The sequence below is a fragment of the Niallia laureatilytica genome (genome assembly GCF_046613985.1).
In the GTDB taxonomy this organism is placed as follows: domain Bacteria; phylum Bacillota; class Bacilli; order Bacillales; family Cytobacillaceae; genus Niallia.
In genome coordinates this window covers 811,471-824,690 of record NZ_JBKKHP010000001.1, presented here as the reverse complement: position 1 = coordinate 824,690, position 13,220 = coordinate 811,471, and the positions used below count along the sequence as shown (strand labels likewise).

Below are 13,220 nucleotides of genomic sequence, written 5' to 3'. Positions count from 1 at the left end.
ATGGGAAGCATTGTTGAACTGAAAAATGTTTCAAAGGTGATTAAAGGCAGGAAAATCATTGATAATTTAAGCTTTAATGTAGAAGCAGGTGAAGTGTTTGGATTTCTTGGCCCAAATGGTGCCGGAAAAACAACGACCATTCGAATGATTGTTGGCCTAATAAACATTTCAGCCGGTGATATTTTAATAAGCGGAAAAAGCATTACCAAGGAATTTGAAAAGGCTGTGCAGCATGTCGGTGCAATCGTAGAAAACCCAGAAATGTATAAATTCCTGTCAGGTTACGATAATCTAGTCCATTATGCTCGGATGACAAGAGGAGTAAGCAAGGAGAAGATTAATGAGGTGGTTGAGCTTGTCGGCCTGACAGATAGAATACGTGACAAGGTTAAAACCTATTCTCTTGGGATGAGACAGAGACTTGGACTTGCACAAAGCTTATTGCATGATCCAAAAGTTCTAATATTGGATGAGCCGACAAACGGCTTAGATCCAGCAGGAATAAGAGAAATTCGCGACCATTTAAGAATGCTCGCCAGAGACAGAGGGATGGCCGTAATAGTTTCCAGCCATCTGTTGTCGGAAATGGAAATGATGTGTGACCGGATTGGTATTATCCAGCAAGGCAAACTGGTGGATGTCCAATTGGTGAAGGACTTTGTCAACAACACAGAAAAGCTCTATGAAGTGGAAATAGACCGTAGCGACGAAGCTTTAAGTGTTGTACGTGAGTATATGCCTGGCATAGAGGTGTCCAAAAGTGCTGCAGGCATAGAAATCCCAGTAACGAAAGAGCAGATTCCAGCATTGGTAAAACTTCTTTCGGGTCAGGATTTCTCCATTTATGGAATTAAAGAAGTTTCTAAGACACTCGAAGACAGATTCTTAGAAGTAACAAATGAGAAGGGGGAATTGTAATGCTGCAGCTGTTGCAAAATGAATGGATGAAGATATGGAAGCGTGCAGCCACACACGTAATGGTTGTCCTTTTGCTTCTAAGTGTAATCGCTATTGGAGCCATTACGAAGTATCAGGAAAATGGATTATCTGTTCCTGACAATGAAAATTGGCGCCAAGGTTTAGAGATGGAAAACAAGGAATATCAAAAACAGCTCGATGAAGGAACAGTCTCCCCTGATTTAATAGAATATACAAGGTCACAGATTGCCATTAATGAATATCGATTAGAGCATGATATTACTACAAATGTGGATTACTCTGTGTGGGATTTTATATCAGATAGTTCAGAACTCATCTCCTTTGCCGGCTTGTTTACTATTATCATTGCAGCTGGCATAGTTGCAAACGAGTTTGCATGGGGTACGGTAAAGCTGTTGCTAATACGCCCGATTGGAAGAGCCAAAATACTGTTTTCTAAGTATTTGTCCGTAATATTGTTTGGGGTATGTTTAATTTTGGTTCTATTTGGTTTTGCTTTATTGCTGGGCGCCATATTGTTCGGATTCCCAGAGAGCAGCACTCCCTATTTAAATTATCATGACGGAAAAGTGACAGAACAAAGTATGATTCTCCATCTGTTAATAACATATGGACTGAATTCAATCGATCTGCTGATGATTACGACAATGGCGTTTATGATTTCGAGTGTATTCCGCAACAGTTCACTTGCTGTTGGAATCTCGATATTCTTAATGTTTATGGGCGGCACAGTGACCTACATGCTGTCGACAAAGTTTGAATGGGCAAAATATATTTTATTTGCTAATACAGATTTGACTCAGTATTTTGAAGGTACTCCATTAATGGAAGGCATGACATTAACATTTTCAATTGTAATGCTGTGTGTTTATTTCCTGATTTTTCACTTGCTTGCCTTTTTCGTATTCAAGAAAAGAGATGTTGCGGCATAAGTTAGGTTTTTGCGGATGGAATATAACCATCCGCTTTTTGGTGTTTCATCTAAACTTTTTCGTTTATGGGGTAAGTTGCGATATAATAGTTTTTAAAGAAGTGCGAGTAAAGAGGTGTACATATAGTGAATGGAGAACCACTAGCCTATCGAATGCGGCCGACTACCATTGATGAAGTAGTCGGGCAAAAGGATATAATCGGCAAACAAACAGGCTTATATAAAATGATTAAAAATGGTCATGTTCCGTCCATGCTTTTATATGGGGAGCCAGGCATAGGAAAGACCTCCATTGCCTTTGCGATTGCCGGTACGACGAATTTGCCGTTTATTGCCTTAAATGCGACAACAGCAGGCAAAAAGGATGTGGAGGCAGTCGTGGATGAAGCGAGATTAACAGGGAAAGTGCTGCTGTTTCTCGACGAAATTCACCGCTTCAACAAAGCACAGCAAGATTATTTGCTTCCCCATGTGGAAAGAGGGGATATCGTTTTAATCGGTGCAACTACTGAAAACCCGTATCATGATGTGAATCCTGCCATCAGAAGCCGCTGCGGGCAGATTAAGCAGCTTAAAAGATTGACAGATGTTGATATTGAGGAGCTACTTACTAGGGCTATTAAAGAAGAACGGGGTCTAGGCACCCTGTCGATAAAGATAAGCGATGAACAAATAAAAAAAATTGCCCAAGGAACGAATGGAGATGCTCGGAAATCCTTAACCCTTTTAGAGTCTATTGTCTATTCCTCTGATAAAGAAGAAGATACATTTGTTGTAACAGATGAAACAGTCGCACAAATGATTGAAAGAGTCGGAGTTTATGGAGATAAGAAGGGGTCTCATTTCTATAACCTTCTTTCCAGCCTGCAAAAGAGCATTCGCGGAAGCGATGTTGACGCAGCTCTTTATTATCTTGCTCATTTGCTCGAAACAGGTGATCTTGTTGCTGTTAACAGAAGACTGCTTGTAATTGCCTATGAAGATGTCGGTCTTGCGAAAACATCTGTAGGCAATAATGTACTTGCAGCCGTTACAGCAAGTGAGCGGCTTGGATTGCCTGAAGCAAGAATTCCTTTATCTGTTGCTGTTGTAGAAATGTGTTTATCTTCTAAATCAAATGCAGCCTATAAGGCCCTCGATGCAGCAATCGCTGATGTTAGGAGTGGCCATGTTGGGGATATTCCGATGCATCTCCGCGACGGCCATTATGCTGGAAGCAAAGCGCTCGGCCATGTTGGCTATGTGTATCCTCATGATTATCCAATCGGCACATTCGGCGGCTGGGTCAATCAAGAATATTTGCCAGAAAAGCTTAAAGGAACGCAATACTATCAGCCAACTGAGGCGGGAGAAGAGAAAAAGCTTAAGGCTATTTACGAACGGCTGGCAGGATTCCGGACAGAAAACGAGAAAAAACAATAAAGCTTTACCGAATTTAACGATTAAGGGACGTGTAGTTAGTTTTGAAGATTGAAAGAATCGAGCTTCTTCATCTAAAGATGCCGTTGCTGCATCCGTTTGTAACAAGTATCGGGAGTTTAATGGAAAAGGACTTCCTGATTATTAAAATGTTCAGCGGCGGGCATGTAGGCTACGGAGAGTCCGTTGCTATGCCCAATCCAGGCTACAGTGAAGAAACTACAGGCACTTCTGTGCATATAATAGAAGAATTTTTAATTCCTCTTTTGTTTAATAGCACCATTAACCATCCAGACGACGTTTCTAATATATTCGCACCAATCAGAAGAAATAATATGGCAAAAGCAGCATTAGAAGGAGCTGTTTGGGATCTTTACAGCAAAAAAAATGGAGTGTCCCTTGCCCATGCACTTGGCGGGACGAGAAAAAGCATTGATGTTGGCGTAAGCATTGGAATAGAGAAGTCGCTAGACGAGCTACTCTTGAAAATCGAAAGATATTTGGCAGATGGCTATAAAAAAATAAAAGTTAAAATAAAGCCAGGCTATGATTTGGAGCCATTGGCGAAAATCAGGGAGAAGTTCGGATTTGGGATTCCTCTTATGGCCGATGCGAATTCAGCATATTCCCTGCAAGATTTGACACATTTAAAAAAATTAGATGCATTCAAGCTGATGATGATTGAACAGCCTTTAGCCTTTGACGACATGATTGACCATGCTGTTCTGCAAAAGGAGCTAAGCACTCCGATTTGTCTGGATGAAAGTATCCATTCAGCTGAGAATGCCCGCAAGGCAATCGAGCTGGGCAGCTGCAGAATTATCAATTTGAAAATTGGCCGCGTCGGCGGTTTGACAGAAGCAAAGAAAATTCATGATTTATGTGATAATTATAATGTTCCTGTCTGGTGCGGAGGAATGCTTGAAGCTGGTGTCGGCAGGGCTCATAATATTGCTATAACCTCGCTTGCGAACTTTACAATTGCCGGTGACACTTCTGCTTCTGATCGCTATTGGAAGGAAGACATTATCCAGCCTGAGGTGATTATGTCTGCTCCAGGAAAAATAGCAGTCCCGACAAAGCCAGGCATCGGTTATGAGCTGAACGAGCAAGTGATTGAAAAATACTTATTAGGAAAAAAGACATTCACAATTAATTAATCAACATACAGCACAATCTCTTGCAATGCTAAGATTGTGCTCCTATGATTTGAAAACACAGAACATTCGGTATATTGGCTGGTAACAGGGAGCGGAGGACGAACAGTGAAGGATAGAGTAATAGATTGGGTGAACAAAAAAGAAGTAGAAATAAAAGCGATGTATCATTATTTGCATGAACATGCAGAGATTAGCTGGGAGGAACATCATACAACAGCTTTTATATGCAAACAGCTTGATTTGCTAGATATACCTTATAAAACTTTTTCGGACCAAACAGGAGCAGTCGGCTATTGGGGCAATAACAGGACCGGACCAACTATCGGTGTGCGCACAGATATAGATGCATTATGGCAAAATGTCGACGGTGTATGGAAGGCAAATCATTCATGCGGCCATGATGCCCATATGACAATTGTACTCTTTACACTCAAATGCCTAAAAGAGCTTGGGGTACAACCGAGAGGAATGATTAAAAGTTTTTTTCAGCCTGCAGAAGAAACAGGCGGCGGTGCCCTTTCTTTTATCAATAAAAATTTATTAGATGATGTGGACTATTTACTTGGGCTTCATTTGCGGCCGATTCAGGAAATGAGGCATAATGAAGCATCTCCAGCTATCTATCACGGAGCAGCAGCGTCATTTAAAGGGCGGGTTTTTGGCTTGCAGGCACATGCCGCCCGTCATCATTTAGGAATAAATGTTATAGACAGTATTACGGCTATTAATACGGCAATCCGCGCTATACCGCTTAATCCTATCATACCTGCATCAGCAAAGATGACCTTCATTCAAGGCGGAGGGAAAAGCTTTAATATCATTCCTGATTATGCAGAATTCGGCATTGATGCGCGAGCACAAACGAATGAAGCAATGAATGACCTTATCGATAAACTAAAGAGGAGCATCTATCACGCTGGAGAAGCAAATGGAGCTAAAGTAGAGTTAGAGCTCTTGTCTGAGATGCCTGCAGCACAGAAGGATAATGCGATGGAAGAAGCAGTAGCAGGCAGCATTAAAGAAGTGCTTGGTAAAAAAGGACTTGTTCCGCCACCAGTCACACCAGGAGGCGAGGACTTCCATTTTTATGCAAAAAAATTAAAAAACCTACACTCGACAATGATCGGCTTAGGTACAGACCTAAAACCAGGCCTGCACCATCCAAAAATGTCATTTGAACTGGATAGTTTGCTAAATGGCATTAAAATTATGGCATTGTCTGTCATGAGACTGAATGAGTTTACTGCAGATGAAAATTAATGCAATGGCAGCTTTTTAAAAAAGCTGCCTGTTTGTCATGGAAATAACAAAAATACAGCCTTTAATACGAAATTTTACGTAAGCAACCACTTAAAAACCAAAAAAAAGACCAGAAATATGATATCCTATTGAATAGATAGGATATATCATATTCATAATGAAAGTATTAGTGTTGAAGCAAGCGGCGTGAAGAGGGAATATGTTATAATGCATATTGTTCAATTTGCTGCGGATATTTGTAAACATGTAAAGGTGGATATAAAGAATGGAAGCCACATTGAAGATGAGACAGCTTACATGGCGAACGGTAATATTCATTGTCGGCCTGCTTATCATGTCATTTGGAATTGTTCTTTTGATAGAAGCAGACTTAGGTTCTGCTCCGTGGGATGTACTGAATATCGGCTTGTACTACCAACTTGGTTTGACAATTGGGAGCTGGACGATCATTGTCGGCTTTTTTGTCCTTTTTGTAAGTGCAATCCTTTCCAAGTCAATCCCGCAGATCGGTGCATTTCTCAATATGCTGTTAGTAGGTATTTTTATTGATTTATTTTTAATGATGCCATTTATTAAGACACCTCCCACATTACTTGGCAGGGAAGTGATGTTTTTATTTGGTCTTGTTATCATGGCTTATGGAATGGGCTTTTATATCTCTGCGAACCTGGGAGCGGGGCCAAGAGACAGTTTGATGCTTGTATTATCACAAAAGCTTGGCTTAAGTATTTCTAAAACCAGGTTTATCATGGAGGCGGCTGTTCTGTTTTCAGGCTGGCTTATGGGCGGACCTGTATTTTGGGGAACGGTCGCATATGCGGTTATCATCGGTAAAATCGCTGGTTTCAGTATTCCGCAATGCCGGAAATGGACGGAATTGCTGCTGGCAAATGTGAAAAAATCACATCATCGACATAAAAAAATAGCTAATAATAGGAGTGCTGGTTTATGAAAATCTCAACAAAAGGCCGCTACGGCTTAACAATTATGATGGAATTAGCAAAAAAACATGGAGACGGTCCGATTTCCCTTAAGTCAATTGCACAGACAAATGACTTGTCAGAGCATTATTTAGAGCAGCTTGTAGCACCGCTCCGCAACGCAGGATTTGTCCGAAGCATCAGAGGAGCATACGGCGGCTATGTTCTTGGTGACGACCCGAAAAACATCACTGCAGGTGATATCATCCGCACTTTAGAAGGACCAATCAGTCCTGTTGAGGGGATTGAAAACGAGGAGCCTGCTAAAAAAGCTCTATGGATGAAAATCCGTGATGCAGTTAAAGAAGTGCTTGATTCCACAACAATTGAGGACTTGGCGAACCATAAAGAGGAAAATGATACAGATTCATACATGTTCTATATTTAATCGTTGAAACAAATAATTGGAAAGAATGTGCCTATCCTATTACTATAAGATAGTTGCTATTTAGAATAAAACTTTAGTAGGTGAAGAAGTTGGAACATATATATGTGGATCATGCGGCAACGTCGCCGATGCATCCTAAGGTTATCGAAAGAATGCATGAAGTGATGCAATCGATTTATGGAAATCCTTCAAGCATTCACACATTTGGAAGACAGGCCCGAAAGATTATTGATAATGCCAGAGCCAGCCTTGCATCAAGCATAGGAGCGCAAGAGTCGGAAATCATTATCACAAGCGGCGGGACAGAAGCGGATAACCACGCAATATTTGGAGTGGCTGAAAGCTATCAACATCTTGGGAAACATATCATAACAACAGAAATTGAACATCACGCAGTTTTGCATGCATGTGAGGAGCTGGCGAAAAAAGGTTTTGATGTTACCTATCTTCCTGTTAATGAATTTGGTGTGATTGATCTTGATGTGTTGAAAAAGGAATTGCGAGACGATACTATACTTGTGACAATTATGTATGGAAACAATGAAGTTGGCGCAATCCAGCCTATTGCTGAAATAGGAGAAGTCCTAAAAGACCATCAGGCCCTTTTCCATACAGATGCTGTCCAAGCTTACGGTATGGAGGAAATTGATGTGAAGAAGCAGCATATCAATCTTCTGTCCGTTTCTTCTCATAAAATCAATGGCCCTAAAGGAATTGGTTTCCTTTATATTGAAAATGGCATTCAGCTTTCACCACGCTTATTTGGCGGTGAACAGGAAAGAAAGCGCAGAGCTGGTACGGAAAATGTTCCAGCAGTAGCAGGCTTTCAACTGGCCGCAGAAATCGCCATTTCTGAGAGACAGGAAAAAAAGCAAAAGTATGAAAGCTTTAAAAAAACGCTTGTTCAAACATTGGAAGAAAATAAAATTGAGTTTGTGCAAAACGGATTAGTTGAAAATATGCTGCCACATGTTTTAAACTTAAGCTTTCCTGGAACAAATGTAGAGGCACTGCTCGTAAATCTAGATTTGGCAGGCATTGCTGCTTCAAGCGGTTCTGCTTGTACAGCAGGCTCTATCGATCCTTCCCATGTACTCGTAAGCATGTTTGGCGAGAACTCAGAAAGGACGAAGAACTCTATTCGATTTAGCTTCGGGTTATACAATACAGAAGAACAGATCAAAAAGGTCGGATCTGAGCTGTCTAAAATCGTGCAAAGATTAACAGGCAATAAGCTTATCTGACTAGCTTGAACTGTATTCTTCCAAATAGATAGGACTATGGAATACAGGGGGGAATGAAATGGAAAAAGCACCAAAAGATACACGCGTAGTTGTCGGCATGTCAGGTGGAGTCGATTCCTCTGTTGCTGCACTGCTTTTAAAAGAGCAAGGCTATGACGTTATCGGCATATTTATGAAAAACTGGGATGATACAGACGAATTCGGCGTCTGCACAGCAACAGAGGACTATGAGGATGTTATCCGTGTCTGCAATCAACTGGGTATCCCTTATTATGCGGTCAATTTTGAAAAGCAATATTGGGATAAAGTATTCACTTACTTCCTTGATGAATATAAGGCAGGAAGAACGCCAAACCCTGACGTTATGTGCAACAAAGAAATCAAGTTCAAGGCGTTTTTAGAGCATGCAATGAGTCTTGGCGCAGATTATTTGGCTACAGGGCATTATGCGCAAGTTGTCAGAGAAGATGGCAAAGTCCGCATGCTGCGCGGCAAGGACGAAAATAAAGATCAAACGTATTTCCTTAACCAATTGACAGAAGAGCAGTTAAGCAAGGTTATGTTCCCAATTGGCGGGATGGAAAAATCAAAGGTGCGGGAGCTGGCTGCTAAAGCGAACTTAGCGACGGCAACGAAAAAGGACAGCACAGGTATCTGCTTTATCGGCGAACGGAACTTTAAGGAGTTCTTGAGCGGTTACTTGCCTGCACAAAAAGGAAATATGGAAACATTCGATGGCAAGGTTGTTGGTAAACACGATGGTTTAATGTACTATACAATCGGGCAAAGACACGGTCTTGGCATCGGCGGAAGCGGTGATCCTTGGTTCGTTATCGGCAAAGACTTGCAAAGAAATGTGCTGTATGTAGGTCAAGGGTTCCATCATGATATGCTTTACTCTGACAGCATTATTGCTGATAATGTGAGCTGGGTTTCTAATGATTCAACTCCAAAAACATTCGAATGTACAGCTAAATTCCGCTATCGTCAACCAGATAATAAAGTGACAGTGGAACTGCTCGATGATTCGAAAGTGAAAGTAACTTTCCATGAACCAATTCGTGCAGTTACGCCAGGACAAGCAGTTGTCTTCTATCAAGGAGAAGAATGCCTTGGCGGCGGAACAATAGATAAAGTGTACCGCAACAACGAGCAATTAACATATGTAGGCTGATAAAAAAAGAGAAACTTGCTGCTTTTCCTTTGGAATTAAGCAGCTGTTTCTCTTTTTTTTAAGAAAGAAATGCAGAGTGAATTGGAAGATTTCCATTAGGCTAAAATATGCTATACTTTTAGTGAGAAACGGAGTGTGTTTATAAGTGGAGACAAATCAATTAGGAATTAAATATATGCAAGAAGGCAAATTTGAAGAAGCAGCAAAAGTGTTTATGGAAGAAATTGAAAAGAACCCTGCTAACGCAGTATCATATGTTAACTTTGGAAATGTGCTGTCAGCGTTGGGTGATTTAAGCAGAGCTGTTTCCTTCTATGAAAAAGCGATAGAAATTGATCCAGATATGGCCGCAGCTTACTATAGTGCAGGAACAGTCTATTTTGAACAGGAGGAGCTTGAGTCTGCTAAAGCGATGTTCGAGACAGCACTTGAGAAAGGACTCGAATCGAGTGACAACTATTTCATGCTGGGCATGACATATATTGGGTTGGAAAAATCGATTCTTGCTATTCCCTTTCTGCAGCGTGCCGTTGAGCTGAACAGTGAGGATGCAGAAGCATTGTTCCAGCTTGGTTTATGCCTTGCGCAAGGGGAATATATTGATGAAGCAATGGAGAAATTTACAAGCTGCATTGAGTTAGACCCAGAGCATGCAGATGCTTATTATAATCTTGGTGTTGCATATGGATTTAAGGAACAGGAAGAAAAAGCGCTTGAGATGTTTAACAAAGCATTGGAAATTCAGCCTGATCATCAGCTGGCTCAAATGGGAAAACAAATTCTCGGAGGCTGATGGTATTTTAAAAAATTTAAAAGAGGGGGGAGAAAAAATTGGAAGAGCAAAATTCACTGGATCTTTTCGAGGAGCAGGGTAAGTATGTGAAGGGGCGCCATCTTGTCACGATATTTCACAACGAAGATAATCTTTATACCGTGCTCAGGATAAGGGTAGATGAAACGAATGACAGCTATGAAGATAAGGAAGCCGTTGTCACAGGATATTTGCCGAAGATGCATGAAAATGATACATATACATTCTTTGGTGAATTTAAAGACCATCCCCGCTTTGGACTCCAATTCCAGGTCTCCTCTTTCCGAAAAGAGATGCCGCAGACAAAACAAGGGGTTATCACCTATCTGTCTAGTGAGCTATTTAAAGGAATCGGCCAGAAAACAGCAGAGAACATCGTGGACACTTTAGGGGAAAATGCCATCTCTAAAATTTTGAATGAACCATCTTTGCTTGATACTGTTCCCAAACTTCCTCCAGACAAGGCGAAGCTTCTTTATGATACGCTCATGCAGAATCAAGGGCTGGAGCAGGCGATGATATCGTTGAATCAGTATGGTTTCGGGCCGCAGCTATCCATGAAAATTTACCAGACTTATAAGGAAAACACATTGGAGGTTATCCAGTCCAACCCTTATAAGCTTGTAGAGGATGTAGAAGGAATCGGTTTTGGTAAAGCAGATGACTTAGGCTTTCAGATTGGCCTAATTGGCAGCCATCCTGACAGAATTAAAGCAGGCTGCCTCTATGTGCTCGAGCTTGGCAGCAGCCAGGAGGGACATGTCTACCTGGAAGCAGAATATGTGCTGAACAGAGTAAAGGATCTTCTCGAGGAAAATAAACAGGAGCAAGTAGACTTTTCAGCTATTGCAGACCAGATTGTCTTGCTTCAGGAAGAAAAGAAAATCATCGTCGAAGATAAGAAGATTTTCCTGCCTTCCCTTTATTACTCAGAAAAAGGCCTTGTCCGGCATATTAAAAGAGTGATGGAACAGAAGGAATACGAAGATCAGTTTCCAGAATCGGAATTTTTGCTTGCACTCGGAAATTTGGAAGACAGGCTTGGAGTTCAATATGCACCATCACAAAGGGAAGCCATCCAAACAGCACTGATGGCGCCGATGCTTATGCTGACAGGCGGACCGGGGACAGGAAAAACCACGGTTATAAAAGGGATTGTAGAGCTTTATGGTGAACTGCATGGCTGCAGCCTTGATCCGAAGGATTACAAAAAGGAAGAACCTTTTCCTTTTATTTTAGCGGCTCCCACAGGAAGAGCGGCTAAAAGGATGACAGAATCGACTGGTTTACCTGCTGTCACCATTCATCGTCTGTTAGGCTGGAACGGAAGCGGCGGTTTTGACAAGGACGAGGAGAATCCTCTTGAAGGAAAAATCATTATTGTTGATGAAACCTCCATGGTTGATATTTGGCTAGCTTTTCAGCTGTTTAAAGCATTGCCAGCCAATATTCAAGTCATTCTTGTCGGAGATGAAGACCAGCTTCCGTCTGTTGGACCAGGCCAGGTGCTGAAGGATTTGCTGGCATCAAGCTGCATTCCGACAGTCCGGCTTTCTGATATTTACAGGCAGAGTGAAGGTTCTTCTATCATTGAACTTGCTCATGAGATAAAGGACGGCAGATTGCCAAGTAATTTAACTCAGCAGCAAACAGACAGGTCCTTCATTAAATGTGCCTCTGGACAAATAGCACAGGCTATAGAGAAGGTTGTCCTCAACGCGAAGAAAAAGGGCTATGCGCCAATGGATATTCAAGTTCTGGCACCGATGTACAGAGGCCCTGCAGGAATAGACCGGCTCAATGTCATTCTCCAGGAAATATTGAACCCAAATCCAGATGGAACACGTAAGGAATTGAAGTTCGGCGATGTTAAATACCGAATTGGCGATAAGGTGCTGCAACTCGTTAATCAGCCAGAAAACAATGTCTATAATGGAGATATGGGAGAAATTGTATCCATCTTTTATGCAAAGGAAAATACAGAAAAACAAGACATGGTTATTGTCTCCTTCGATGGAATTGAAGCAACTTATACTAGGCAGGATTTAAATCAAATTACCCATGCTTATTGCTGTTCTGTTCATAAGTCCCAAGGTAGTGAATTTCCAATTGTTATTATGCCGATTGTAAAAAGCTACTATAGGATGCTGCGGAGAAACTTAATATATACCGGCATTACAAGAAGTAAACAATTTTTAATATTGCTTGGCGAAGTGGATGCGATGGAAATAGGGGTAGGCCGAAATGATGAGCTGAACCGCCAAACTTCCCTGCAGGAAAAGCTGAAAGAAGTCTTTTCGCAAAGTGATGCAGATATCGAGGCAGCAGAAGAAGATGTTTCCTTGTTTTACAGTGATCGGATAATGGAAATTGATCCGCTTATCGGAATGGAGAATGTTACTCCATATGATTTTATGCCAGCTCAAGAAAGCTGACACAATAAACGATTAGTGGAAATGTTTGTATCACATTGTTTTTATATAAAGAAGCAAGCTATAGATGTCATTCTAAGGAATGGCATCTGTTTTTTTTGAGAAGAAAACAGCATTAAAAAGCCGGCTCCTATAAAAAAAGCTATGAGATGTTTATTTATGGTAAGAATTGGACACACTGGAAACACCAGTGACAACCATTTTGAGAAATGGCTGTCTATAAACTTATTGTTAGAGGTGTTTTCAGATGTTAGTCTGTCCAAATTGCCAAAGCAAAGATATCGGGAAAATTGGAATCAGCCAGTATTATTGCTGGAACTGTTTTATTGAGCTGTCATTAGTAAAAGGGGTTATCCATACACATCAAGTGGAAGAGGATGGAAGCCTTAGTTCATTAGATGACTTGTTCGAGGAAGACAATCGCAGATACAGTTAAGAAATCAGGAGGCGTGTAATTCGCCTCCTTTATTTGTATAAATTAC

The 13,220-nt window shown here is 41.2% G+C and carries 12 protein-coding genes; all 12 read left to right on the top strand.

Annotation, left to right across the window (positions count from 1 at the left end; translation table 11 throughout):
• The 12 genes from ACLIJJ_RS04230 (at window position 1) to ACLIJJ_RS04175 (ending at window position 13,174) form a co-directional block, all read left to right on the top strand.
• Entirely contained in the window at window positions 1–918 is a 918-nt protein-coding gene (locus ACLIJJ_RS04230) for an ABC transporter ATP-binding protein (RefSeq protein ID WP_233313045.1), read from the top strand.
• Window positions 918–1,871, top strand: a complete 954-nt coding sequence (locus tag ACLIJJ_RS04225) for an ABC transporter permease (protein ID WP_251644898.1) — start codon at window positions 918–920, stop codon at window positions 1,869–1,871. The genes ACLIJJ_RS04230 and ACLIJJ_RS04225 overlap by 1 nt, the downstream gene beginning before the upstream one ends.
• Window positions 1,872–1,996: 125 nt before the next feature.
• On the top strand, window positions 1,997–3,292 hold the full coding sequence (locus ACLIJJ_RS04220; RefSeq protein WP_233313047.1) for a replication-associated recombination protein A: 1,296 nt from the start codon (window positions 1,997–1,999) through the stop codon (window positions 3,290–3,292).
• Between the two features lie 41 nt (window positions 3,293–3,333).
• A complete protein-coding gene (gene menC / locus ACLIJJ_RS04215; protein ID WP_411410576.1) occupies window positions 3,334–4,449 on the top strand; it encodes an o-succinylbenzoate synthase in 1,116 nt (371 codons plus the stop codon).
• 105 nt (window positions 4,450–4,554) lie between these two features.
• Window positions 4,555–5,709, top strand: coding sequence for a M20 peptidase aminoacylase family protein (locus tag ACLIJJ_RS04210; RefSeq protein ID WP_233313049.1), 1,155 nt, complete (start codon window positions 4,555–4,557; stop codon window positions 5,707–5,709).
• A gap of 265 nt (window positions 5,710–5,974) precedes the next feature.
• Window positions 5,975–6,661, top strand: a complete 687-nt coding sequence (locus ACLIJJ_RS04205) for a YczE/YyaS/YitT family protein (RefSeq protein ID WP_237941737.1) — start codon at window positions 5,975–5,977, stop codon at window positions 6,659–6,661.
• Window positions 6,658–7,077: a cysteine metabolism transcriptional regulator CymR gene (gene cymR / locus ACLIJJ_RS04200; RefSeq protein WP_233313051.1), complete on the top strand. Its 420-nt coding sequence runs from the start codon at window positions 6,658–6,660 to the stop codon at window positions 7,075–7,077. The genes ACLIJJ_RS04205 and cymR overlap by 4 nt, the downstream gene beginning before the upstream one ends.
• Window positions 7,078–7,166: 89 nt before the next feature.
• Window positions 7,167–8,321: a cysteine desulfurase family protein gene (locus ACLIJJ_RS04195; protein ID WP_233313052.1), complete on the top strand. Its 1,155-nt coding sequence runs from the start codon at window positions 7,167–7,169 to the stop codon at window positions 8,319–8,321.
• Between the two features lie 58 nt (window positions 8,322–8,379).
• Entirely contained in the window at window positions 8,380–9,495 is a 1,116-nt protein-coding gene (gene mnmA, locus ACLIJJ_RS04190) for a tRNA 2-thiouridine(34) synthase MnmA (protein WP_233313053.1), read from the top strand.
• Window positions 9,496–9,640: 145 nt separating this feature from the next.
• Window positions 9,641–10,288, top strand: a complete 648-nt coding sequence (locus ACLIJJ_RS04185; protein WP_237941736.1) for a tetratricopeptide repeat protein — start codon at window positions 9,641–9,643, stop codon at window positions 10,286–10,288.
• Window positions 10,289–10,326: 38 nt separating this feature from the next.
• The gene (gene recD2 / locus ACLIJJ_RS04180; RefSeq protein WP_411229252.1) at window positions 10,327–12,741 is read left to right on the top strand and encodes an SF1B family DNA helicase RecD2; all 2,415 of its coding nucleotides are present in this window, start codon (window positions 10,327–10,329) and stop codon (window positions 12,739–12,741) included.
• Between the two features lie 244 nt (window positions 12,742–12,985).
• Window positions 12,986–13,174: a hypothetical protein gene (locus tag ACLIJJ_RS04175; RefSeq protein WP_233313056.1), complete on the top strand. Its 189-nt coding sequence runs from the start codon at window positions 12,986–12,988 to the stop codon at window positions 13,172–13,174.
• The last annotated feature ends 46 nt before the right edge of the window (window positions 13,175–13,220 follow it).